This window comes from Methylacidiphilum caldifontis (assembly GCF_017310505.1).
Classification (GTDB): domain Bacteria; phylum Verrucomicrobiota; class Verrucomicrobiia; order Methylacidiphilales; family Methylacidiphilaceae; genus Methylacidiphilum; species Methylacidiphilum caldifontis.
The window spans coordinates 713,780-736,983 of record NZ_CP065957.1 but is presented as its reverse complement, the minus strand read 5'-3'; the positions used below and the strand labels follow the sequence as shown (position 1 = coordinate 736,983).

The window sequence follows — 23,204 nt, the reverse complement described above, 5'->3', positions numbered from 1 at the left end:
GTTAATCAACACTCTAAAAACAGTTTGACCTTAGATAGAGCCAATGGGTTCTCCCAAACATTCACGAATCGCTTTTTGAGCTTTTTCAAAAACAACTCTTATCCCTATTGTGTTTTTAAGTCCACCTTGAGCAAGGGTTTTCGATCCCCCTCCTTTTCCTTCCAAAGGACCGATCGTTTTGGACAGAAGTAGGTGAGCTTGGATCTTTTCTGTTAAAGAAGGTCCAACACCAATAAAAAGATGGATTTTCTCTTCTTGGCTGCAAGCAAGGATGGCTACGACTTCGACTCTTTTGGATAATTCATTCCACAAGAGGGAAAGATAGGATTGGGGCTTGGAACCACAATCCAAGAATAAAACCGGAAGGCTACCTATTTTCTCGACCCTGGATAGAACTTCGGTAACCTGTTGCCTGGCTTCCCGGCGAAGCTCTTCTTCTTGCTTTTTGGCTTTCGCTTTTTGCCTTTCTTTGATCTCTTTTTCAATCAGGTTCAGTTCTTCATTTCTCCTGTTGAAGATCTCGATGAGAGTATCGAAATCCAAGGACTCGACAAACTTTGGAAGCTTGCGAAGAGTTGGATCTTTACTGTGGAGAATTTGCCACCTTTTATCCTGCTCTATAGCTTGCGCCTGAAGAAAATTTAACAGGGCTTTACCACAGGCTGCTTCAATTCTTCTTACGCCAGCTGAAACTCCGCATTCATTGAGGATCTTAAAGTAGCCTATTTCGCCGGTACTCTGGGCATGCGTTCCGCCACATAGCTCTTTGGAATAATTGCCCACAGAGACAACTCTTACCCTTTGACCATATTTCTCACCAAAGAGCTGCAGGATTTCAGGGTTGTTTTTTACAACCTCGTAGTTTTCTTCTTCTGTTGTTACAGGGTCGTTGAGTTCGATTTTTTCGTTAACCAGCTTTTCAATCTTTTCAAGCTCTTCAGGAGTAAGGGGCCCGGAATGCGTGAAGTCAAATCTTAGTCTGTCTGGGCCCACATAGCTTCCCCTTTGTACCGTTTCCGGGCCCAGGACCTTGCGCAATGCCCAATGGAGAAGATGGGTGGCGGTATGATGGGCGGCAATAGAGTGCCTTCTTTCCTTGTCGACTTGGAGGTAAACTCGGCTGCCGGGCTTGAGGTCATCAGTAAAAGCAAGCCTATGAATGTGAGCTCCACTTGCCGATTTAATCGTGTCAACAACTTCTATTTTTTTCTGGTCAAAAACAACATAACCCTTATCTCCCACTTGGCCTCCCATCTCCGCGTAGAATGGAGTACGGTCAAATATTGCCCGATTAGCAGAAAGCAAAACAACCACTTCAGCTTCAGCTTCAAGCTCTTCGTAACCCACAAATTCAGATGTTCGTGTCAAACTGACGATGTCTTCTTCATGGGCAACAATAGATCTTTGCCTCTGTTCTTCCATAAGCTTTTCAAAGCCCTTTGTATCAACGCTAAATCCTTGTTCCTTGGCCAAAAGTTGCGTTAAATCAACTGGAAATCCATAAGTGTCATAAAGCACAAAAGCCTCCTTGCCCAGGACTTCCTTTCTCTTTTCAGCGATCATTTTCTGTTTTATTTCTTCAAAAAGGGCCAATCCATGAGCAAGCGTTCGGGCAAACAGCTCCTCTTCCGCACTGATCACTTCCTCAACCAGGTTTTGTTTATCGATGAGCTCCGGATAGTGGTGACCCATGATCTTGACCAGGGGATCAACCATCTCAAAAATGAAAGGAGGATTGACTCCAAGGACTTGGCCGAATCGGGTAGCCCTTCTTAGAAGCCTTCGTAAAACATGACCTCTGCCTAGATTGCTTGGCAAAATACCATCAGCGATGGCAAAAGTAATAGCCCGTAGATGATCGACGATTACTCTAAAGGCGATGTCTTTTTGAAGCTGGGAGTTGGAAATCTCTTTTGATGAAGAGGGAAATGTCCCCGTATAAGTGGTTTTAGATATATCTTGGAGTTTCTGAATAAGGGGAATGAAAAGATCTGTGTCGTAATCGGAGATAGGGGTATGAAATTGCTGGAAAGAGGAAGTTCCCTGAATTATGGCACATACTCTTTCAAGCCCCATACCCGTGTCAACATGCCTTGAAGGGAGTAGTGACAAAGATCCATCTTCATTAGCGTTGAACTGAATGAAAACAAGATTCCAAATCTCGATGCATAGTGGGCTGTTTTTGTTGATCAATTTCCCTTCAGAATTACCCTCTACAGTAAGATCTACATGAATTTCAGAGCATGGACCGCAGGGTCCAGTTTCGCCCATCATCCAAAAATTGTCTTTTTTAGTTCCAAAATGGATATGCTCGAGGGGATTTAACCTGGCTTCCTGAAAAAGCTGAAACCAGATTCTATACGATTCTTCGTCAAATTCCGCAGGTTCACCAGGGGCAGGCTTGTAAACCGTGGCGTATATCCGTTCCTTGGGAAATCCCCATCGTTCGGTCAACAGTTCCCATGACCAGTAGATCGCCTCTTCTTTAAAATAATCATTGAAAGACCAGTTACCCAGCATTTCGAAAAAGGTGTGGTGATAGCCATCGTAGCCGACTTCTTCCAGATCGTTGTGTTTTCCTCCCGCTCTGAGGCATTTTTGACTATCAGCTATACGAGGGGGTACATAGGGGCATTTTTGTTTGCCCAAAAAAAAGGGAACAAAAGGGTTCATCCCCGCATTGGTAAAAAGAAGATTAGGAGATTGGGGGACAAGGCTAGCCGAAAGGAGGATTGTATGACCTCTTTCTTTGAAAAACTCAAGGAAGCTTTTTCGAATCTCACTCGATTTCATCAAATTGCAAGAAAGGGTTACTCACATTGTTCTAAAATTTCTTGAGGAGCATCGAAATTGGCATAGACATTTTGAACGTCATCCTGGTCTTCAAGAATATCAAGAAGACGAAATAGGGATTTAAGCGTTTCTTTGTCTGAAAGGGAAATCGAATTTTTGGGAATATAGATCATTTGGCTAGATTTGATTACAATTCCAGCCGAGTCGAATTGTTTTTGGAGTTCATCGAGTTTTTCGGGCAAAACGATCACTTCTATTTCAGTCCCCTTTTGTTCAACTTCTTCAGCTCCAGCTTCGAGAGCGACTTCAAAAACCTTATCGAAGTCGTTCTTCTCGGCATCAACAACAATTTTACCTCTTTTCTGGAATATCCAACTCACACTTCCTGCGGCTCCAAGATTTCCTCCATGTTTTGAAAAGAGGTTTCGGATCTCTGCTGTCGTTCTATTTCGATTATCTGTAGCCGCTTCAATCAAGACAGCTACCCCACCTGGGCCATAGCCTTCATAAAGCACTTCTTCATAATGACTACCAGCAATTTCTCCCGTTCCTTTCTGTATGGCTCGCATTATGTTTTCTTGAGGCACCCCTTCGTCTCGTGCAGTAGCAATGGCCCTCCTAAGCCTTGAATTGAAAGTGGGATCTCCTCCTCCAAGCCGTGCAGCAATGGAGATCTCCCTGGAAAGTTTGCTAAAGAGTTTTCCTTTTCGAATATCGGTCAAGCCTTTCTGGTGTTTGACCTTTGCCCAATGACTATGTCCAGCCATAACTCAAATTTTTGTCCTACTAATAAAACTTCTTAAAGCTGTTTTTTTACCCGAAAAAAGCCTCTTATTACATAATAACAATCTATTTAAAAATAAATAATATAAAAAAGAGCTCAATTTATCTTATCATATCCCCAGTAAATCTGCTTGCCATGGACAAAGCTTGTTGTCTTCAATTAACTTCTGGCGCGCCGATTTAGGGTTAATCGCCATTTCGGTTAAAATGGTCCTAGAAGCGATCAATGAAGGATCTATGCCAAGAAAAGAGGCTATTTTGTTGCGTTTATTTTTCAACAGTTCAAATCTTTTGGCTGCTTCCCTATCTAAGAAAAATAATTTTTTTCCAACGAAAGGTTCTTTTTGGGCTTCATTTTGTTTTCCCTTTTCTATCGCTTGTAACAAATCACCAAGCATCTCTTTTTCCAGGCTTTTAACAGCAGGAATCTTTAAAATCGATCCACCATGAGCCAAGATGAAACTCATTTGAATGAGCTCTTCGGTAGGAATGATTTTAAAAGGAGGAATATCCCTTAGAAGAGCGAGTTTCTGTCGCCACTGTTGCAATTCAAATAAAATCGATTGACCCAAGGAATCCAGTTTGTGAATGCCTTCCATTCTTTCCAGTTGCTGAGTAGAGCTGAGAAAAGAATTTTCGATTTTTCTCTGGATTCTTTTGCAGCTCTGTTCCATCCACTCTCTCCTTCCAAGGCTTTGGAGAAGCCTGGATAAAATTTCTTTAAGTTTTTCAAGATAAAGGACATCTTTGGCTGTGTAGCTGATTAAAGATGGAGATAGTGGCCTACGAGACCAATCGGCTTTTTGATGTTCCTTAGAGAGTTTTGTTTGGAAAAATAACGAGACAAGATGAGCATATCCGACAGACTCAAAACCACAAAGTTTAGCCGCGATATGGGTATCGAAAATTGCTCTGGGTTGAGGGCAACCCGACTTTCTGAGCATTTTTAGATCATAATCCATTCCATGACAGATCCATTCGGTTGCTGCAAGAACATCCCAAAGCAGAGCTAAGTTGCCTTGGAGGCAGTCGATAACCGCTAAATTTCGTCCTTGACAGAGGGAAACCACGCATAGTTTTTCAGGATAGTGATAGAGGCTGTCTCCTTCAATATCGATGGCAATAGGTTTTGAAGGGTCAATTAAAGATAAAAATTCTTGAAGGATGTTTTTGTTATCGATCCATTTTATCGGCTGATTTAATGAAAAGAAGGGGAGTTGAATTTCTTTTTTTTGTTCCATTATTTATCATTCATTGATTTCTAATAACCTATGAGGATAAGGATTCACTATAAAAGAAAATTCTTTTCTTTGCGAAAAAAATCTATAGAATTACTTCACTCATCAAGGCATAGTGAGCCTGTGGGATTGAGATTAACAGTGATTCCAATTTTATCCAGGGAAAAGTGATCTAAAAATGAAAAGCTTTCTACCGAGAATAGAAAAAACATTTTCAGAAGTGGAATTCTCTCTTGAAGAAATCAAGCGTTATGGTCGGCATCTGATTATGCCCGAAGTGACCCTAGAGGGGCAAAAAAAGCTAAAAGCGGCCAAAGTATTAGCGGTAGGGACGGGAGGATTAGGATCTCCCCTGCTTCTTTATCTCGCTGCTGCGGGTGTGGGAACGATAGGTATAGTCGATTTCGACGTTGTGGATCATTCCAATCTTCATAGGCAGATTGTTCACAAAACAAGCAGTGTGGGTAAACCCAAAATAGAGTCGGCCATCGATACCATTTCAGAGATCAATCCCAACGTGCACATCATTCCTTACGAGATGGCATTAAAATCTGAAAACGCCTTGGAAATCATCAAAGATTATGATTGCGTAGTTGACGGAACCGATAATTTTCCAACTCGTTACCTGGTGAATGACGCTTGTGTGCTCCTGGGCAAACCCAATGTATATGGATCCATTTTTCGATTTGAAGGGCAGTCGACGGTTTTCTGGGCTGAAAAGGGGCCATGCTATCGTTGTCTTTATCCTGAACCTCCTGAACCTGGAATGGTTCCCAGTTGTGCTGAGGGAGGAGTCTTGGGAGTTCTTCCTGGAGTCATCGGCGTCTTGCAGGCCATTGAAACGGTTAAATTAATTTTGGGTATTGGCAAACCTTTGATTGGCAGGTTGCTTCATTTCGATGCTTTGCAGATGCGTTTCAGGGAATATATACTGAGGAAAGACCCAGATTGTCCGTTGTGCGGGAAAAACCCAACAATTACAAAGCTTATTGACTACGAAGCCTTTTGTGGATTAAATCGGCAACAACCTGTTGATTATAACAATGGAGTGCCTTCGATGACGGTCGAAGAGCTAAAACGGGCTCTCGACAGAGGAGAAGATTTTCTACTGATCGATGTTCGGGAAGAACATGAATATCAAATAGCCCGCATTCCACAATCCAAGCTCATTCCCCTCAGTCAATTACAAGCTAGGCTTCACGAACTGGATAGCACTAAAAAGATCGTGATTCATTGTAAGATGGGGGGAAGAAGTTTAAAAGCCTGTCACATTTTATTTAATGCTGGCTTCAAAAACATTTGGAACGTTCATGGGGGTATTGATGCCTGGAGTCAGTTAATCGATCCCTCTATTCCTCGATACTAAGGGTAAGGCCCAAAAACTTTATTCAGTTCATACTCATAAAGGCTAATCCCAATTCCTGTTTTGGGATAGGAACTCCAGTTTTATAATTTAAAAGATAGTCTTTTTTATTTTTATTTTCAGGATTGTTGATCGGCTTGCTTCGGCTAAGTATAATTGTGAGAGTCAAATTTTTCTTAAAGAAAAATTGGAGCTAAACCGTATAATTTTTAGATAATGAATTTTGATATGTTTTTTTTATAAATATTATTTTTTTATGACCATTCCAATCAATGACTGAAGGGAGGTGGTTGATGGCGGTTGCGCAACTTACAAGTCCTGAAGTGGTTAAAGAAGAGTCGGTCGAAGATAAGGTTAAAGAAGCTTTTGACCAGCTTTGGGGTGTAATTGTCTGGAATGACCCGATAAATTTAATGAGTTACGTGGTGTATGTTTTTCAGAGGGTTCTTAAAATGAGCAAACAGGATGCTACCCGTCACATGTTAGAAGTCCATAATAAGGGCAAGAGCATGGTAGCAAAAGAAACAAAAGAAAAGGCAGAACTCCTGGTACACCAGCTTCAAGGTTTTGGTTTGCAAGCGACGATGGAGAAAACGTGAAAATTCGGGAGGATAAGGATGAGTTGATTATCCAGTTTGAACCGACAGAAAGAGAACTCCTTTTGACTTCTCTTTTTGAGCTTAAAAAACATTACAAGCAGGAGATTACAGAACTTCCCGATCCTTTAAAGAAGTTTTGGATTGGGCAGTTAAGTCGAAGTACTGACCCAGAAGAGGTTGAGGAACTTCTCGAAGATTTGGCTGCTGAAAGACTTGAGTTACGTTCAGAAAGGCTCAAGTTGCTTGAAAATTGGCTTTCAAAGGATAGCTCTTTGTTAAACCCAACCAAAGGTTACCTTCGCATAGCCAAAAGGGATATTGATCATTTTTTGTGTTTGTTGAACGACCGCCGTATCACTCTTGCACTTATTCATGGAATAACTGAAGAGCAAATGGATTGGGATCCTTTCCTTATAAAATCGAAAACCCTACAACAAGCTATTTGGGAAATTCATTTTTTAGCTTATCTCCAGGAAAACTGTATTTCTTATCTCATGGGATAAATCCAATCCTGTTTGAATGACCTCTCAATAAACTGTGTTATTTAGGCAAACAAGGAGAGAGATCCCAAATGTTGGTAGCATATTGTTGGATAGATCGATCGCTTGAAAACCATCCAAGAGAAGCGGTATTAAGGATAGCCTTTGAAATCCACATTTGCCTGTCCTTATATTGCTGATCAACTTCAAGCTGAGTTTGCTTGTAGGCATGAAAATCGGCTAGAACAAAAAAGGGATCTCCTCCATCAATAAGGCTGTGAACTACCGGATAGAGAACAGATGGAGGTTCGTTTTGGCTAAATTCACCACTTTTCAACCAATCCAAAAGGTATTTTATCTCGGGATCCGATTCGTAGATTTTTCTTGAAGAATAACCGGATGTTGACAATTTCCTGATTTCTTCGGCTCTGAGGCCGAAAATAAAAATATTGCGTTCTCCGACCGCTTCTAAAATTTCTATATTAGCCCCATCCATGGTGCCCACGGTCAGTGCACCATTGAGGGCAAGTTTCATGTTACCTGTGCCGGAAGCTTCTTTGCCCGCCGTGGATATCTGCTCAGAAACATCTGCTGCAGGAATAATTTTGCTTGCTGACCAGACTCCATAGTTGGGGACAAAATAAACTCGCAGTTTTTTATTTACCCGAGGGTCATTATTAATTTTATAACCGACCGCGTTAATGGCCTTGATGATACATTTTGCAAGATCATATCCGGGGGCAGCTTTCCCGGCGATGAGAAAAACCCGGGGATGAATATCGAGGTTGGGATTATCTAAAAGCCTGCGGTAAAGTGAAAGTATATGTAAGAGATTAAGATGCTGTCTTTTGTATTCATGGATTCTTTTAATCTGGACATCGAATATGGCCTCGGGATCTAATACAAAATTGTACTTTTTCTTGAGTAAGCTTGAAAGCTCAGCCTTGTTGGATTGTTTGACAAGGTTATACTTTTCCTTGAAAGCAGGGTCTTGGGCATAGGGTTTCAGGGCATCTAATTGCTCAAGATCAGATGGCCAGCCATCGCCAATCACTTCTGTGATGAGGTTAGACAGTCTTGGGTTGGAGGCAAGGAGCCAAAGTCTAGGAGTAATCCCATTGGTTACATTGTGAAATTTCTTGGGGTACAAGATATAAAAGGGATGAAAAAGTTCCTTTTTAAGCAGCTCGCTATGAAGGGCTGAAACACCATTGATGGAATAGCTGCCACAAATGGCTAGGTTAGCCATCCGCACGAGTTTGGGTTGGGTCTCTTCAATAAGCGAGACCTGTCGGATAAGCTTATCTCTTTCTTGTATATTTAAAGGGATGTTATCCAAAAGCTGCTTGTTTATTTCATAGATGATTTGAAGATGCCTAGGCAAGACTCTTTCAAAGAGGGGAACAGACCATTTTTCAAGGGCTTCAGGCATAAGGGTATGGTTTGTGTAAGCAAAACATTGAGAGACAAGCTCCCAAGATTTTGACCAGGAAAGATTATGTTCATCGAGGAAAATCCGCATTAGTTCAGCAATGGCGATGGCCGGATGGGTATCATTGAGATGGATGACTACTTTTGAGGGAAAATCGTCTAGATTACTATGTTCCTTGAGAAATCTCCGAATGATGTCGTGGAGAGAACAGGAGACGAAAAAATATTGTTGAATTAAACGCAGTTCTCTGCCGATTTCTGTTTTATCATTAGGATAAAGGACCTTGGAGATCGACTCAGAAAAATTTTTTTCGGCAACCGCTTCAAAATATCCTCCCCGGTTAAAGGCTTCAAGATCGAACTCTACCGTGGATTTGGATCTCCATAGACGTAACACGTTAACCACGGGGCTATTGTAGCCGGGTATTAAGTAATCGTAAGGAACTCCAAGAATTTCTTTCCCACCTACCCAAACGGGTTTTTGTTTATTCCAGTCAATGTTTCCATATAGTCGGATCACTTGAGAATACCGAGGACGGATAATCTCCCAAGGGACTCCAAATCTGGTCCAATCATCAGGTCTTTCTACCTGGTAGCCATTAATTATATCCTGATGAAAAAGGCCAAATTCGTAATGAAGACCATAGCCAAAAGCAGGATACCTGAGTGTAGATAGGCTATCAAGAAAACAGGCCGCTAGTCTTCCTAAACCTCCATTGCCAAGACCTATTTGAGGCTCTTCTTCAAAAATTTGATCTATATCTAGCCCAAGCCCAATAAGAGCTTTTTTTGTTTGTTCAAGAATTCCCAAGCTAATGAGGTTTTGATGGAGAAGCCTGCCTAGAAAATATTCCAGGGAGAAAAAATAAAGCCTTTTAACCTTTTCAGCTTTTTGCGCCCTATAGGTAGCTAGGAACCGATCAACAATATGATCTTGACACATCATTGCCGTGGATATCCACCAATCGAAAGTCGTAGCGGTATCAGGTGAACGGGCCAAGCTTAGCCTCAGATGAGAAAGTATAGATTCCCGGATCCCTTCTGGGGAGGTGTCGGTGGCAAAACGCCAAAATCCATTACGAGAAGTCATATTAAATTATTTAAACAGAGTAGGTCTATTCCCAAACCCGTATTACTATCTCATAAAATTAATTAATGAAATATTAAATGCAATTTTTTTTCATCAATTATTCTTGTCCCTCATTTCCCATGGATTAAAAACCTAATCTTAGAGCCGCATCATTTTTGTTCATGGACCAGATAACGGGGAAGGAAAGTCATTCATTGCAAATGATATTCTATTAATTAAAATAATGGTTTTTTATATTTTTTTATTTATATTTCTTACTTTTTTCTTTCTTTGTAAGATATTTTACTAAAAATGATAAACTCATAAACTATCACTATGGGCAACATAAACCAACACCTTTTTGAAAGAAAACCTGAACCTCCTCCTATCCCAAAGGAAGCGAAAAACGGGAGCAGTCGGGGACCTTTCTTGTTTGATTCCCTGAAAACGGCTACTCGAATCCCTACTGGTAAAAGACCAAGAAGACAAACCTTATTTTTCTCTGTTGGAATTTTGCTTGGAGTCGTCACTTTGGCTTTTTTAATTTATTTTTTTACAAAGCCTTTACCCGGCTCTACGGCCAACGATGAAATCAATTCTTCAGAAATTGCTTATTCAAAATATCTTTTTTGGAACGAACAAATAAGTAGATACATGCAAAATAGCGTCGTTCCTTTTGAACCCCTTAAGGAGTTCAATCGGCCAAATTTCTGGCAGCTTTATCATGATCTGCCCAATATTAAAGCTGTCAAAGCGGCGTTGTTGAGACATTTGCCTCAAGGCATAACGGTACTTAAAATAGAGCCTGTCCAGTTCGAAAAAACAAAAGATTTCATTCAAGTGACTTACAATGTAAAGGTTCTTCCTACCTATACGGAGTGGATTGTGCCGAGGGGTAAAGCCATGCTACCCAGCTCAAATGAGGATAAGATTCAAAAGAAACTTGTACAGCTCGTTCTTTTTACACGGGATCTTCCTCCGGGCTTTATTTACTTTTTTGGAGAAAAGAAAATCCTATGTAAGGCCCAGGAAAATTACGAGTTTAGTTGGACTGTAAAAAAAGCTGCTGTTCAAGGAGGCTATTGGAGGATATTAGAAGTGGGGCCTACGCCCTTTGAAGATGCCGATAGCCTGAATATTCGAAGGTCACTTTTAGCCCCGACCGAAGAGGTCTTTTCTATAAAATCTGATCCAGTTCTTAATGAACTCATGCGCGAACAAGACCAGAGTTGGCAGAATTTTTTTTCACGTATTAACCAGATCCGTGATCAGGTTATCGAGTATAGAAACCAGCTGGTAAAGGATATACCCGGAGTTCCCAGGATGGGTAAACCTTTTGCCTCAGGATCTGGAACTCCGACCACCACTCTTGAAGGGGCTGGTATCGGGCTGTTAGGCGGTGCGCTCATTGGTGGACTTGCAGGAGGTGGATTGGGTGCGGGTATTGGTGCAGGGTTAGGACTACTCGGGGGAGGTTTAGGAGGATATCTGTACAGCCATGAACGCAGAAAAGGCATTTATAGAAGAAGACTTGCCGAGCGACGAGAAAAAATAAGGGAAGTTAATGAAAAGGTTGAAGCTTACAGGGATAAGTTGGTCAAGGAGTATGAAGAGGAGCTAAAAGAAAAAATTCAAGAAAGACAGGGGCAATATCCAGGAAGTCAAGGTTCTCCTTTGATGTTAAACCGCAGTTAGTTTTAGGATAATTGCAATTGTATCTTAAATCTTTAGATTTATTAGTCGGTTTTTACTAAATTTAAAAAAGCGCTCGTGGCGGAATTGGCAGACGCGCTAGATTCAGGTTCTAGTGGGGCAACCCGTGGAGGTTCAAATCCTCTCGAGCGCAAAGCGATTTCTAATTAAGGTTTGATTCTTTCGTTTGGTTATCGAGTTTAATATAACCCGCAAAGCAAACCCGCTATCCTTTATTCCAATCGATGAATGATCGTTTCTTTGTAAAGGAGCTGAACAAGGAGGCCTATTTTGTGGCCAAAGATGGTGCTTTTTTAAACGAACTTTTTCATCCTGAGAAAGAAGGCCTGTCTCTTTCTTTTTCCATCGCTTATGGGAGGGTTGATCCCAAAAAATCGACCAAAGCTCATCGACTGAACCAACCCGAAATTTATCTTTTTCTCAGTGGTGAAGGTATCTTTAAAACGGGTGCCGAAAAGAGCTATCCTGTTCGGACTTACAGTCTAGTCTATGTGCCTGCAGGCTGCCTACAATGGGTGGAAAATCCAGCTGAAGAACCCTTGAGTTTCCTATGCATAGTGAGTCCACCCTGGAAAGCGGAGTGGGAAAATGAGGAAAATTTGTGATTTTTTAGCTTGAAAAACAAAAGGAAACAGACTATGGCTTTGCTGCCTTTTCTTTTTTATTAGATTTTCAACATTGTTCAGGCTTTAAGTTTTCAAAGGATCTTAGAAATACAACCTATAGGCGATGATGAGAAACGCAACAAAAGAAAAGAAGCCCGTTGAAGAAAAAAAATGGAGGAGTCTTTTCTTTAGCCTATTTCTTGGAAAAGTTCGACTAGGGGAAAGAAAAAAAGAAGCTTTTTTAAAGGAAAGAGAAGAGAGCATTTTTAAAAAGCTTAAAGAAGCCAGTGTTATTTCCCTTAACGATCTTTACGAACAATTGGGCACTCGTCCCGAAGGCTTGACTGAAGCAGAAGTCGAAGAGCGGTTGGAGAAATACGGCTATAACGAGATCAAACAGGAAGAAGTTCCCCATTGGTTCGTTATGCTTCTGCAGAGCTATTTTAATCCTTTTGCCCTGCTTTTAACTTTTCTTGCATTAGTAGCATGGTCTGTGGGTGAAAAGGAAAGTGTCATTGTCATGATGATCATGGTCGTTGTGAGCGTACTTTTGCGATTCGTCCAGGAGTTCCAGTCGACTAAAGCGGCTGAAAGGCTCAAAGCCATGGTGAGAACGACCGCTACGGTGAAGAGAATTTGGGAACAAAAAGGAGATGACACAGAAAAACCCCTTGTTCCTGAAGTAAACCAAGCTAGAGAAGTCCCTATCAGCCAGATTGTTCCTGGAGACATTTTGCAGCTATCCGCTGGAGATATGATTCCAGCTGATGTGCGGTTAATCTTTACAAGAGATCTATTCGTAAGCCAGGGAGTGCTTACGGGTGAGTCTATGCCCGTAGAAAAATATGATAGCGCTTATCCCTCTTCGTTGACAGAACAGAAAAGAACTGATCCGTTTTCCCTGCCCAACATAGCTTACTTGGGGACAAATGTGATTAGTGGAACGGCTACGGCCGTGGTGCTTTCAACAGGTGAAAATACCTATTTTGGTGCTTTTTATAAGAGCCTTCGCGGTTATAGGACGGTAACCAGTTTCGATCTCGGTGTAAACCGAATTAGCTGGTTACTTCTCCAGATTATAGGCACCATGATCCCCGTTATTTTTCTCATCAACGGGTTCACTAAAGGGAACTGGATGGACGCTTTCCTTTTCTCTTTGGCTGTAGGAGTAGGACTCACTCCTACCATGCTGCCGGTGATTGTCAGTGGTTGTCTGGCTCGAGGCGCATTGTTGCTTTCAAAAAATAAAGTGGTGACTAAGCGGCTCAATGCCATTCAGAATATAGGGGCGATGGAGATCCTTTGTACAGATAAAACAGGCACCTTAACTCATAATAAAATAATTCTTGAAAAATATCTGGATCCAGAAGGAGAAGAGAACGAAGAGGTTTTAAAGTACGCTTACATTAATAGCTACTATCAGAGTGGGCTACGTAATCTGCTTGATCAAGCTGTCCTCGATAAGAAAGAAGAAGCTAAAAACTTCATTTTTCATTATTCCAAGGTAGACGAGATCCCATTCGACTTTTCCAGGCGTAGAATGTCAGTTGTAGCGCGAGAAGTTGCTACAGGAAAAGACCTTTTAATTACCAAGGGGGCAGTAGAAGAGATGATGGCTATTTGTAAGACGCTCCTTAAGAAAGGAAAAGTCATCGAATTAAGTCCAGAGATGAAAAAAAAGGCCCTGGCCCTGCGTGATGACCTGAACAGCGATGGATTGAGGGTATTAGCTGTGGCCTATAGAGAATTGCCGCTGGACATGAATAGGCCCGTGTCGGTAAACGATGAAAAAGAGATGACCCTTTGTGGTTTCATCGCCTTTTTGGATCCTCCAAAGCATGATGCCGAAGAGGCTTTACGAGCGTTGAGAAACTTTGGTGTGGAGGTCAAAATTATTACAGGAGACAACGAGATCGTTACCCGGAAAATCTGTGATTGGATAGGATTGGAAGTCAAAGGGGTAATGCGAGGGTATGAAGTCGAAAGTTTAACGGATGACGAACTCATTACCGCTTCTGAAAAAGCCAATATTTTTGTTAAAATGTCGCCTTTGCAAAAGGCCAGGGTAATCCGAGCCTTAAGGACAGGAGGACATGTTGTTGGCTTCTTAGGTGATGGGATAAATGATGCCCAAGCATTAAGGGAGGCGGACGTGGGTATATCTGTAGATACGGCGGTGGACATAGCTAAGGAGTCAGCCGATATCATTCTGTTGGAAAAGAGCCTTATTGTTCTCGAGCAGGCGGTTATCGAAGGCAGGATAATGTTCGGCAACATGGTCAAGTATATAAAAATGGCGGTGAGTTCAAATTTCGGCAATGTCTTGAGTATCTTAGGCTCTGGGATATTGCTTCCCTTTTTACCGATGAGTCCCCTGCAAATACTCATTTTAAATTTGATTTATGATCTTTCACAGACACTTATTCCTTGGGATAGAATGGACGAAGAGTTCATTGCCAAGCCTAGAAGGTGGGAAGCGGAGGGAATTTTAAGGTTCATGCTGATTATTGGGCCTCTGAGTTCCATTTTTGACTATGTCACCTACGGGGTAATGTGGTTTGTTTTTGGTGCCAATTCTATAGAAAAACAAGCTTTATTTCACTCAGGTTGGTTCGTGGAGTCCTTGCTTTCCCAAAGCTTGATTGTTCATATGATTAGAACAAGGAAGATTCCCTTCATACAGAGTATAGCAACAAGACCACTGGTGTTGGCTACGGCGGTCGTTATCGTCATTGGGCATTTGATTTCAAAAAGTTATTTTGGAGAGGCTGCAGGACTTGTTCCTTTACCTATAAACTATTATTTCTGGCTTTGGGGAATCCTTCTTGCTTATTGTATTGTCGTGCAAACGGTAAAAAGTTGGTACATAAAGAAGTTCAATGGAGAATGGCTCTAATGAGGTAGGCCAGAAGATCTCAATTGATCGGCTTTGATCTTAGACAGCAAAAATAAGATCGCTTTAGAAAAAGAAGGAAACAAAAAAAACCCAAGCAATTGGGTTTATAATCTTGGTTGATTTTCTGAAAATAACCTTGAATTTCTTTTGTTCTCCTTGTTAATCTTTTTTTTCCTTTGTTCGAATTAAACAACCATGCAAATGGACATAATCGGTTTAGCAAAAAGAGTTTTTGAGCTGGAAATGGATGCTTTGCGCATCGTTCAGAAGCAGTTGAACTCTGATTTTGAAAAAGCCATTGATGTTTTAGAAAAGACCATCCTGGCTGACAGAAAAATTGTAGTGACTGGAGTGGGAAAGTCAGGTCATATAGGAAGGAAAATAGCGGCCACTTTAACAAGCACAGGAGCTCCTAGTGTAGTGCTTGATGCTGTTAATGCTTTTCATGGAGACCTAGGGATGGTCAATAGGGGTGATGCCATTGTGGCTTTGAGTTATAGCGGAGAGACGGACGAAATTCTTAGGCTGGTTCCCCATTTGAAAAGATTGACGACCTCTTTGATTTCGATTACAGGTAATGAACATTCAACCCTGGCTAAAAATTCAGATATTGTTCTGAGCGTGCGTATTGACAGAGAAGCTTGTCCCCTGAACTTGGCTCCTACCTCTAGCACGACGGCGATGCTTGTCCTGGGGGATGCCTTAGCTATGGTGCTTTTGGAAAAAAGAGGGTTTAAGAAGGAGGATTTTGCTCGGTTCCATCCCGGTGGGACACTTGGTCGTAATTTATTGCTTAAAGTCGGGGATATCATGAGGCCCATGTCCCAAATGGTTATTCTAGAGGAAGAGGCAAAGGTCAAAGAGGCTTTGAAGTTGTGGAACATAAAAAGAGTTGGGGCTGTTGTGGTTGTCAATCCCGAGAGAAAGGTTATAGGGATATTTACTCATGGAGATTTTGTAAGAAATTACGAAATCAATCCCCGGATAGGAGAAGAACCTTTAGGCCGAGTGATGACTAAAAAACCTATCACGGTCAGGGTTGACAAACTTGCAGTTGAAGTACTCAATGTTTTTGAACACAATAAAATAGAAGATTTGATTGTTGTGGATGAGCAGTATCGGGTAGTCGGATTAATTGATTCCCAAGATTTAGCTATTCATCGATTATTATAAGGGAGATTGTTATGTTTGTGAATGCGACGGATGTAGGAAAAGGTCAAGCGATTAGGCATAATGGGGCCATTTGTCTTGTCCTGGAAACGATGCATAGGACACCGGGTAACTTGAGGGCATTTGTCCAGATGGTTTTGAGAAATCTTAAAACGGGGAAATCTTTTGTTGAAAGATTTGGCTCACAGGACAAAGTGGAGTTGCTTTCCCTGGTGCGAAAGCGTTGCGAATACAGCTATAGGGAAGGAAACAACTTTGTTTTCATGGATCCTGAAACCTATGACACGTTTCCGGTTTCGGAAGAAATGGTCGGTAAAGCCAAGGATTTTTTGAAAGAAAATCAGCCTGTGGATCTTCTCTTTGCTGACGACTCCCTTGCCGCCATCGAACTGCCCCAAAGTGTGGTATTGAAAGTTGTTGAAGCCCCTGAAGGAGTAAAAGGAGACTCAGCAACCAATGTCATGAAACCAGCGATCCTAGAAACAGGACTTTGTATACAGGTTCCACTTTTTATCAAAGAGGGGGAGTTGGTGAAAGTGAGTACAACCGATGGGAAATATTTGAGTCGAGCATAGGGAATCATAAGGCTCTCAAGGGAGATAGCTCTTCTTTATAAGAAGTCTGAATTTAACCATATGGGCAACGGCAAGAAGGAGGGTTTGGATGAGGGTGGTTTTTGGAATGGGATCCTGCTCAAAGCTCAGAAAGAAGAATTGATCGATATGATCAGTCCCCATGGATCAGAAGTCTTATTGAAAGCTTTAATAAAGCTTAAAGAAACTAGGTTAAAGAAAAGAGCTTTTCTTTTTGTTTCTCCTGCTTTGTCCTTGAGTAGAGAGATTTTGCCCTCAAGCAGAGGGCATTTTATTCGTCAAATAGGCTGGAGCCCTCTCAACGATAGGCTCGTCGAATAAGGCTATAATCCTTTTTTCTCAATATGAGTTTTTTTTGCTCTTTTCAATCGGTAACCAAAATTTAAAAGTCAGAATTGATCCCTAATCCTATCCAAAAAATGAAGAGATCATGCAATTTATTGTTATGAAAATGAAAAAGAAAATGATTAATTTTAGGGAGGGTTCTTTGGAATGAATGAAGATTATCAATTGCTTAAGATTTTTTCTGGAAGAGCCAATCCCTCTTTAGCCACAAAGATCGCTCAGTATGTGGGAATTCCTCTTGGACAAGCGACCATTTCTTCATTTCCAGATGGAGAGACCTTTGTCAAGTTTAACGAAAATATTCGGGGCAGAGATGTTTTTATCGTACAGCCTACTTGTCCTCCCACCAATCACAACCTGATGGAGTTGCTAATCATGATTGATGCGGCTAAAAGGGCCAGTGCGGCAAGAGTTACGGCTGTCATTCCATTTTATGGCTATGCCCGCCAAGATCGAAAGGATCAACCCCGAGTATCTATAACAGCTAAGCTGGTAGCCAATCTGCTTGTTGCTGCCGGGGCGAATAGAGTCTTGGCCATGGATCTCCATGCTCAACAAATACAAGGGTTTTTTGATATTCCGGTGGATCACCTCACCGCCGTCCCTGTATTCTACAAGTATTTAGAAACAAATAGTCTGCTTGATCTAGTAGTTGTATCTCCAGATGTGGGAGGGATTAAAATGGCCTCAACCTATTCCCAATTACTGGGCAAGGGTCTTGCGCTAGTTGTTAAAAAAAGAATAGATGCTTATCATACGGAGGCGGATTTTGTGGTGGGCGATGTACAAGGAAAGGATGTCTTGATCGTCGATGATTTAACCGAAACGGCAGGTACGGTTGTTTCTGCTGCCAATATTTTGAAAAAAAAGGGGGCAAGGCGTGTTTTTGCTGGCATTTCCCATGCCGTTCTTAATCAAATTGGCATTAACCGGTTAAGGGATTCTCAACTTGAAGCATTGATAACCACTAATAGTGTTCCGGTGCCCATGGTTGAAGGGATTCGGCTGACTGTCTTGGATGTTGCTCCCCTTTTAGGGGAAGCCATTAAAAGAATTCATACGGGGATGTCCGTTACCTCTCTGTTTGAAGTTGACGGAAAGAAAATAAATCTTTAAAAAAGAAAAAATAGTTGCATAGCCCATTGAATATTAAAGCTCAATTATTAAATGACATAGTTAGGTTATTAGAAAGAAATGCCCGGCTAGATGTTGCGGATATTGCTTCAGCATTGGGTATTTCTACTGATGAAGTGAGCCGGCTTTTAGCGGAGTTGGAAAAAGAAAAATATATATTAGCTTATAGAACTATTTTTGATCCTGAAAAAATACAAGGAAAACCTGTCCGTGCGGTCATTGAAGTGAAAATTACTCCAGAAAGAGGGGGAGGATTTGATAAGCTTTCTCGTCGCATTGCGGCTTTTGAAGAAGTGACATCCTGCTTTTTGATGAGTGGAGCTTATGATCTTCTTGTTTTTCTTGAAGGAGAGAGTTTAAAAGAAGTTGCTCTTTTCGTATCCGAAAAATTAGCCACTCTGCCGGGGGTTATTTCAACAGCTACCCATTTTATGCTAAAGACTTATAAAGAACAGGGGATTATTTTCTCAACCCCTGTGCATTCACGCCTTCCCATTAGCCCTTAACTTGATGAAAAAACAATCGGTTGTTGACCATTCTGCAAAAATATTACCTTTTAGTTTGAGCCCAAAAAGAGCGCTGGCCAAGCAGCTTTCTCTCATCGGAAAATCTGGAATCCGGGATTTCTTTGAAATCGTCCAAAATCAAAAAGGCGTTATTTCTTTGGGCATTGGAGAACCGGATTTCGAAACACCATGGTTGATCAGGGAGGCATCCATATATGCTTTAGAAAAAGGGGAGACCGGATACACTTCAAATTTAGGGCTAATCGAGCTCAGAAAACTGATTTCTCAATATGTCCTTAAGCTGATCGGTGTCGAATATGATCCCCACGAAGAGATCATTGTCACCGTGGGAGTTTCCGAAGCGCTTGACTGTGCTCTGAGAGCATTAATTGATCCGCAAGACGAAGTCATCATCCACCAGCCTTCTTATGTATCTTATGTTCCTCTTGTTGTTCTTGCCCATGGTATTCCTGTCATTGTTGAAACACATGAAAAAGATGAGTTTCGACTCAGTCCCATAGAACTTGAAAAAAAAATTACCCCTCGGACAAAAGCCATAATCCTTAATTTTCCAACAAACCCCACGGGGGCAACAGAAAGTGAACAGCAGCTTAAAGCCCTTGCCGAAATAGTCCATAAACATAATCTTTTTGTTATTACCGATGAGATCTATGCGGAGTTGACTTATGAAGGTAAGCATTTTTCTATCGCAGCCTTTGAAGGGATGAAAGAGAGAACCCTTTTTCTTCATGGCTTATCCAAGGCTTTCTCGATGACGGGATACCGGATAGGTTATGGCTGCGGTCCCAAAGAATGGATTGAGGCGATGGTTAAAATTCATCAATACTCTATCCTCTGTGCTCCTTCGGTTGCCCAATATGCGGCTATCGAAGCCTTGTCTAAGGGGAGGAAAGAAATGGAGAAGATGGTCGAAGAATACAAGCTAAGGAGGAATTTTCTTTGGAAAAACCTTTCCTCTTTGGGCTTAACCGGCTGTTTTCCTAGAGGAACATTTTACTACTTTCCCTCTATTCGTACTTATGGCCTATCTTCTAGGGATTTTTCTTATCGGCTTCTTCAAGAAGGGGGGGTGGCCATTGTTCCTGGGTCAGCTTTTGGTCAGGGAGGAGAAGGATATGTACGGTGTAGTTTTGCAGCTCGCTTTGAAGATCTGCAGATGGCTGTGCGCCGTATAGAAAAATGGCTAAAAAAAATTGAAAAAGAGGCTAATAAATAATAGATGGAAGTAGAAAAAGGATTTTATATTAGCTACAAACTTTTTTAGAGGAGAATCGTGGGTATTCAAACAACTCAAGACAGGCATCCCGAAAAAGTTAATCAATTTAGTGTTTTTATGGAAAATAAAGCCGGTAGGCTTTTGGAGCTGGTTCGGCTTTTGGAAGGTCATGAAATCCATATTATAGGTTTTACCATTCTGGATACTTCGGAGGCTTCCACCATTCGGTTGGTTGTCGATGATCCACAAAAGGCAAGGAGAATTCTTTCTGAAAACAATATCTCATTTACGGAATGTTCCCTGATTGCCTTGGAGCTGCCTCAAACAGCTGAAGATTTAAGAAAAGTTCTGACTATTCTGCTTCAGGCTGAAATCAACATATATTTTAGCTATCCTTTTTTGACCAGACCCTATGGGAAAGCGGTGCTGGCCTTAAGGGTCGAAGATGAAGAGCTAGCTGAATCTGTGCTTTTGAGGAATAATTACCGGATACTTTTCCAAAAAGATATCAGTAGGTGATTAAATCAAAATATGATTGTCTTATTTTAAGAAAAACGCTTTTATAACTCATAAATTTTATCTCCTATGTCTAAATCATTTGTGTTTGCTTCAGAATCGGTGACTGAAGGCCATCCAGATAAGGTATGTGACACCATATCCGATGCGGTTTTAGACAACTGCCTTCAGCAGGACAAGTTCAGTCGGGTTGCCTGTGAAACGCTTGTTAAGGAAAATCTTGTCGTCCTTGCTGGAGAGATCACTACCAAGGCGAATCTTGACTATGTGAAGATTGTCAAAGAGACCGTGCAACAGATAGGCTACAATGATCCCCAATGCTTGTTTTACCCTGAGAAATTGCATATCGTTTGTGCGATTTCCAAGCAGAGTCCAGACATAGCATTAGGAGTAGATGGAAAGAAAACATCTTCGGTTCATGTTAATTATGATCAAGGAGCAGGAGACCAGGGGCTCATGTTCGGTTTTGCTTGCACAGAAACTCCGGAACTCATGCCCGCTCCGATCACCTTTGCCCATAGGTTATCTAGAAGGTTGACTGAACTAAGAAAAAAAGAAGGCTGTTCTTGGCTACGTCCAGATGGCAAAACTCAAGTTTCTCTTTATTATGAAGATCACAGGCCGGTGCGCATAGAGGCTATTGTGGTTTCGACACAGCATTCCGCAGAGGTGTCGAAGAAGGAAATAGAGGAAACAATAAAAAAAGAAGTGATTCAAAAAGCGATTCCAGAAGAGTATCTCCATAAAAAAACGGTTTTCTACATTAATCCCACGGGCAGATTTGTGGTCGGAGGACCTGATGCGGACTCCGGAGTTACAGGAAGGAAAATCATCGTCGATACCTATGGAGGTATGGGTAGGCATGGAGGAGGAGCATTTAGCGGAAAAGACCCCTCAAAGGTCGATCGGAGCGCTGCATACATGGCTAGGTATATAGCTAAGAATATTGTGGCCGCTAAGATTGCCTCAAAAGTAGAAGTTCAAATCGCTTATGTTATTGGTAGGGCTGATCCAGTGTCAGTGTCTGTTGATACCTTTGAGACAGCTCTAGTCGATGATCGAAAAATAGAAAAGGCGATTCGGGAGGTATTTCGGTTAAAACCTGCTGAAATCATTGAGGATCTTGACTTGCTAAGGCCTATTTATAGTAAAACGACAAATTATGGTCACTTTGGGAGAAATGATCAATACGATATCTTCAGCTGGGAAAAAACCGATAGAGTCGATGATCTGCTCGTTGCCGTGGGTCTGGATTAATGATCAGGCAAAAATAGACAAGGCGATAGAACCCCTTTTTTTTAAGTTTTAAAAAGAAATGAAAAGGATAGCCTTTAATGATTAAGGAGTATGTTATGGCTGACTTTAAAGTGAAAGATATGGAGCTGGCTGACTTTGGGCGTAAAGAAATAGAAATAGCTCAAGATGAAATGCCCGGTTTAATGGCCCTTAGGGAAGAATACAAGGGATTGTATCCTTTAAAAGGCACAAGAATTGCCGGCTGCTTGCACATGACTGTTGAAACGGCTGTTTTGATCGAAACTCTGGTTGCGCTGGGTGCATCAGTCAGGTGGAGTTCCTGTAATATTTTCTCCACTCAAGATCATGCTGCAGCAGCCATTGCAGCAAGAGGAATTCCGGTTTTTGCATGGAAAGGAGAAACCTTAGAAGAATATGAGTGGTGCATAGAACAAACATTGAGGTGGCCTGATGGACAACCTTTAAACATGATATTAGATGATGGAGGAGATCTTACAGAGCTTGTTCATCAAAAATATCCGCAGCTTTTAGATGGCATTGTAGGCATTTCAGAAGAAACGACTACAGGAGTACACCGGTTGTATCATAGGGAAGCCAAAGGGACATTGGGACCTCCCAGTATGAATGTCAATGATTCCTGTACGAAAAGCAAATTTGATAATCTCTATGGTTGCAGGGAATCCTTTCTTGACGGTGTTAAAAGAGCAACTGACGTGATGATCGCAGGAAAGATCGTGGTTGTTTGTGGCTATGGAGATGTGGGTAAGGGCTGCGTGCAATCGGCTAAAGGAATGGGAGCTAGGGTAGTTGTTACCGAAATTGATCCCATCAATGCACTTCAAGCCTCGATGGATGGTTACGAAGTCACTCTTTTAGAAGAAATCGTTGATAAAGCGGACATATTTGTGACTGCAACGGGTTGTATCAATGTCATAACAAGAGAACATATGGATAGGATGAAGTCGGGAGCGATTGTGTGTAACATCGGTCATTTTGATTCAGAGATTGAAGTCAGCTCCCTTTATGGGGATAGAAATCTTACACGGGTTCAGATCAAACCGCAGCTTGACATGTTTGTTTGGCCGAATGGCAAAAAGCTTTATGTTTTAGCTGAGGGAAGGTTAGTAAACTTAGGTTGTGCCAGTGGGCATCCTAGTTTTGTGATGAGTGCGAGCTTTACGAACCAGGTTTTGGCTCAAATTGAATTATGGACAAATCGCCAAACTGGCCGATATAAAAGAGGTAAAGTTTACACCCTGCCCAAGATCCTTGATGAAAAAGTAGCCAGGCTTCATCTGAAAAAACTGGGGGTTAAGCTTACCCAGTTAACAAAAGAGCAGGCTGACTATCTGGGTGTTCCTGTAGACGGTCCTTACAAACCCGATCATTATCGGTACTAAAAAAAAGCCAACTGGAGTAGTTATCATTTTATATGAAAGCAAAACAGCAAACGCTGTTTTGGCTGTGATCGTTGGCT

19 protein-coding genes and 1 tRNA gene are annotated in these 23,204 nt (G+C 41.6%); 16 read left to right on the top strand and 4 right to left on the bottom strand.

Annotated features, from left to right (window positions below; all coding sequences use genetic code 11):
* Positions 1–30 precede the first annotated feature (30 nt).
* From alaS to IT6_RS03455, 3 genes are all read right to left on the bottom strand, one after another.
* On the bottom strand, positions 31–2,793 hold the full coding sequence (alaS, locus tag IT6_RS03465; protein WP_242524316.1) for an alanine--tRNA ligase: 2,763 nt from the start codon (positions 2,791–2,793) through the stop codon (positions 31–33).
* Positions 2,794–2,810: 17 nt separating this feature from the next.
* Positions 2,811–3,560, bottom strand: a complete 750-nt coding sequence (locus IT6_RS03460) for a YebC/PmpR family DNA-binding transcriptional regulator (RefSeq protein WP_206827809.1) — start codon at positions 3,558–3,560, stop codon at positions 2,811–2,813.
* A gap of 126 nt (positions 3,561–3,686) precedes the next feature.
* Positions 3,687–4,817 carry a ribonuclease D gene (locus IT6_RS03455; protein ID WP_206827806.1) on the bottom strand — a complete coding sequence of 377 codons (1,131 nt, stop codon included), beginning with the start codon at positions 4,815–4,817 and terminating at the stop codon, positions 3,687–3,689.
* A 175-nt stretch (positions 4,818–4,992) separates the two neighbouring features.
* Here IT6_RS03455 and moeB point away from each other — a divergent pair, with 175 nt between their 5' ends.
* The 3 genes from moeB (at position 4,993) to IT6_RS03440 (ending at position 7,279) form a co-directional block, all read left to right on the top strand.
* A complete protein-coding gene (moeB, locus tag IT6_RS03450; RefSeq protein WP_206827804.1) occupies positions 4,993–6,180 on the top strand; it encodes a molybdopterin-synthase adenylyltransferase MoeB in 1,188 nt (395 codons plus the stop codon).
* A 290-nt stretch (positions 6,181–6,470) separates the two neighbouring features.
* Positions 6,471–6,776 carry an ATP-dependent Clp protease adapter ClpS gene (clpS, locus tag IT6_RS03445; RefSeq protein WP_187146964.1) on the top strand — a complete coding sequence of 102 codons (306 nt, stop codon included), beginning with the start codon at positions 6,471–6,473 and terminating at the stop codon, positions 6,774–6,776.
* Positions 6,773–7,279 (top strand): hypothetical protein, encoded by a 507-nt coding sequence (locus IT6_RS03440; RefSeq protein ID WP_134439979.1) that lies wholly within the window; start codon positions 6,773–6,775, stop codon positions 7,277–7,279. Before clpS ends, IT6_RS03440 begins: the two co-directional genes overlap by 4 nt.
* A gap of 37 nt (positions 7,280–7,316) precedes the next feature.
* Here the strand turns inward: IT6_RS03440 and IT6_RS03435 are convergent, their stop codons facing one another.
* A complete protein-coding gene (locus IT6_RS03435) occupies positions 7,317–9,776 on the bottom strand; it encodes a glycogen/starch/alpha-glucan phosphorylase (protein ID WP_206827802.1) in 2,460 nt (819 codons plus the stop codon).
* A 315-nt stretch (positions 9,777–10,091) separates the two neighbouring features.
* Here IT6_RS03435 and IT6_RS03430 point away from each other — a divergent pair, with 315 nt between their 5' ends.
* The 13 genes from IT6_RS03430 (at position 10,092) to ahcY (ending at position 23,127) form a co-directional block, all read left to right on the top strand.
* Entirely contained in the window at positions 10,092–11,450 is a 1,359-nt protein-coding gene (locus IT6_RS03430; RefSeq protein WP_206827800.1) for a hypothetical protein, read from the top strand.
* Positions 11,451–11,519: 69 nt separating this feature from the next.
* A tRNA-Leu gene (locus IT6_RS03425) sits at positions 11,520–11,601 on the top strand.
* Positions 11,602–11,692: 91 nt separating this feature from the next.
* The gene (locus IT6_RS03420) at positions 11,693–12,073 is read left to right on the top strand and encodes a cupin domain-containing protein (RefSeq protein WP_206827798.1); all 381 of its coding nucleotides are present in this window, start codon (positions 11,693–11,695) and stop codon (positions 12,071–12,073) included.
* 124 nt (positions 12,074–12,197) lie between these two features.
* Complete coding sequence (gene mgtA / locus IT6_RS03415) at positions 12,198–14,969, top strand: magnesium-translocating P-type ATPase (protein WP_206827796.1); 2,772 nt, start codon at positions 12,198–12,200, stop codon at positions 14,967–14,969.
* 201 nt (positions 14,970–15,170) lie between these two features.
* Positions 15,171–16,142, top strand: a complete 972-nt coding sequence (locus tag IT6_RS03410; protein WP_390881586.1) for a KpsF/GutQ family sugar-phosphate isomerase — start codon at positions 15,171–15,173, stop codon at positions 16,140–16,142.
* An 11-nt stretch (positions 16,143–16,153) separates the two neighbouring features.
* Positions 16,154–16,714, top strand: coding sequence for an elongation factor P (gene efp / locus IT6_RS03405; RefSeq protein ID WP_134439994.1), 561 nt, complete (start codon positions 16,154–16,156; stop codon positions 16,712–16,714).
* 60 nt (positions 16,715–16,774) lie between these two features.
* Positions 16,775–17,053: a hypothetical protein gene (locus tag IT6_RS03400; protein WP_206827792.1), complete on the top strand. Its 279-nt coding sequence runs from the start codon at positions 16,775–16,777 to the stop codon at positions 17,051–17,053.
* Between the two features lie 171 nt (positions 17,054–17,224).
* A complete protein-coding gene (locus tag IT6_RS03395; protein WP_134439998.1) occupies positions 17,225–18,193 on the top strand; it encodes a ribose-phosphate diphosphokinase in 969 nt (322 codons plus the stop codon).
* Between the two features lie 14 nt (positions 18,194–18,207).
* The gene (locus IT6_RS03390; protein WP_134440000.1) at positions 18,208–18,717 is read left to right on the top strand and encodes an Lrp/AsnC family transcriptional regulator; all 510 of its coding nucleotides are present in this window, start codon (positions 18,208–18,210) and stop codon (positions 18,715–18,717) included.
* Positions 18,718–18,721: 4 nt separating this feature from the next.
* Complete coding sequence (locus tag IT6_RS03385) at positions 18,722–19,954, top strand: aminotransferase class I/II-fold pyridoxal phosphate-dependent enzyme (RefSeq protein ID WP_206827790.1); 1,233 nt, start codon at positions 18,722–18,724, stop codon at positions 19,952–19,954.
* Positions 19,955–20,011: 57 nt separating this feature from the next.
* The gene (locus IT6_RS03380) at positions 20,012–20,473 is read left to right on the top strand and encodes an acetolactate synthase (RefSeq protein WP_134440004.1); all 462 of its coding nucleotides are present in this window, start codon (positions 20,012–20,014) and stop codon (positions 20,471–20,473) included.
* Between the two features lie 66 nt (positions 20,474–20,539).
* Entirely contained in the window at positions 20,540–21,727 is a 1,188-nt protein-coding gene (metK, locus tag IT6_RS03375; protein ID WP_206827780.1) for a methionine adenosyltransferase, read from the top strand.
* A 95-nt stretch (positions 21,728–21,822) separates the two neighbouring features.
* On the top strand, positions 21,823–23,127 hold the full coding sequence (gene ahcY / locus IT6_RS03370) for an adenosylhomocysteinase (protein ID WP_242524315.1): 1,305 nt from the start codon (positions 21,823–21,825) through the stop codon (positions 23,125–23,127).
* Positions 23,128–23,204: the final 77 nt, after the last annotated feature.

Excerpts from the sequence above, each read along its gene's own strand:
- alaS (WP_242524316.1), bottom strand. The coding sequence starts at position 2,793 with ATGAAATCGAGTGAGATTCGAAAAAGCTTCCTTGAGTTTTTCAAAGAA.
- IT6_RS03460 (WP_206827809.1), bottom strand. The coding sequence starts at position 3,560 with ATGGCTGGACATAGTCATTGGGCAAAGGTCAAACACCAGAAAGGCTTG.
- IT6_RS03455 (WP_206827806.1), bottom strand. The coding sequence starts at position 4,817 with ATGGAACAAAAAAAAGAAATTCAACTCCCCTTCTTTTCATTAAATCAG.
- moeB (WP_206827804.1), top strand. The coding sequence starts at position 4,993 with ATGAAAAGCTTTCTACCGAGAATAGAAAAAACATTTTCAGAAGTGGAA.
- clpS (WP_187146964.1), top strand. The coding sequence starts at position 6,471 with ATGGCGGTTGCGCAACTTACAAGTCCTGAAGTGGTTAAAGAAGAGTCG.
- IT6_RS03435 (WP_206827802.1), bottom strand. The coding sequence starts at position 9,776 with ATGACTTCTCGTAATGGATTTTGGCGTTTTGCCACCGACACCTCCCCA.
- IT6_RS03430 (WP_206827800.1), top strand. The coding sequence starts at position 10,092 with ATGGGCAACATAAACCAACACCTTTTTGAAAGAAAACCTGAACCTCCT.
- IT6_RS03420 (WP_206827798.1), top strand. The coding sequence starts at position 11,693 with ATGAATGATCGTTTCTTTGTAAAGGAGCTGAACAAGGAGGCCTATTTT.
- mgtA (WP_206827796.1), top strand. The coding sequence starts at position 12,198 with ATGATGAGAAACGCAACAAAAGAAAAGAAGCCCGTTGAAGAAAAAAAA.
- IT6_RS03410 (WP_390881586.1), top strand. The coding sequence starts at position 15,171 with ATGGACATAATCGGTTTAGCAAAAAGAGTTTTTGAGCTGGAAATGGAT.
- efp (WP_134439994.1), top strand. The coding sequence starts at position 16,154 with ATGTTTGTGAATGCGACGGATGTAGGAAAAGGTCAAGCGATTAGGCAT.
- IT6_RS03400 (WP_206827792.1), top strand. The coding sequence starts at position 16,775 with ATGGGCAACGGCAAGAAGGAGGGTTTGGATGAGGGTGGTTTTTGGAAT.
- IT6_RS03395 (WP_134439998.1), top strand. The coding sequence starts at position 17,225 with ATGAATGAAGATTATCAATTGCTTAAGATTTTTTCTGGAAGAGCCAAT.
- IT6_RS03385 (WP_206827790.1), top strand. The coding sequence starts at position 18,722 with ATGAAAAAACAATCGGTTGTTGACCATTCTGCAAAAATATTACCTTTT.
- metK (WP_206827780.1), top strand. The coding sequence starts at position 20,540 with ATGTCTAAATCATTTGTGTTTGCTTCAGAATCGGTGACTGAAGGCCAT.
- ahcY (WP_242524315.1), top strand. The coding sequence starts at position 21,823 with ATGGCTGACTTTAAAGTGAAAGATATGGAGCTGGCTGACTTTGGGCGT.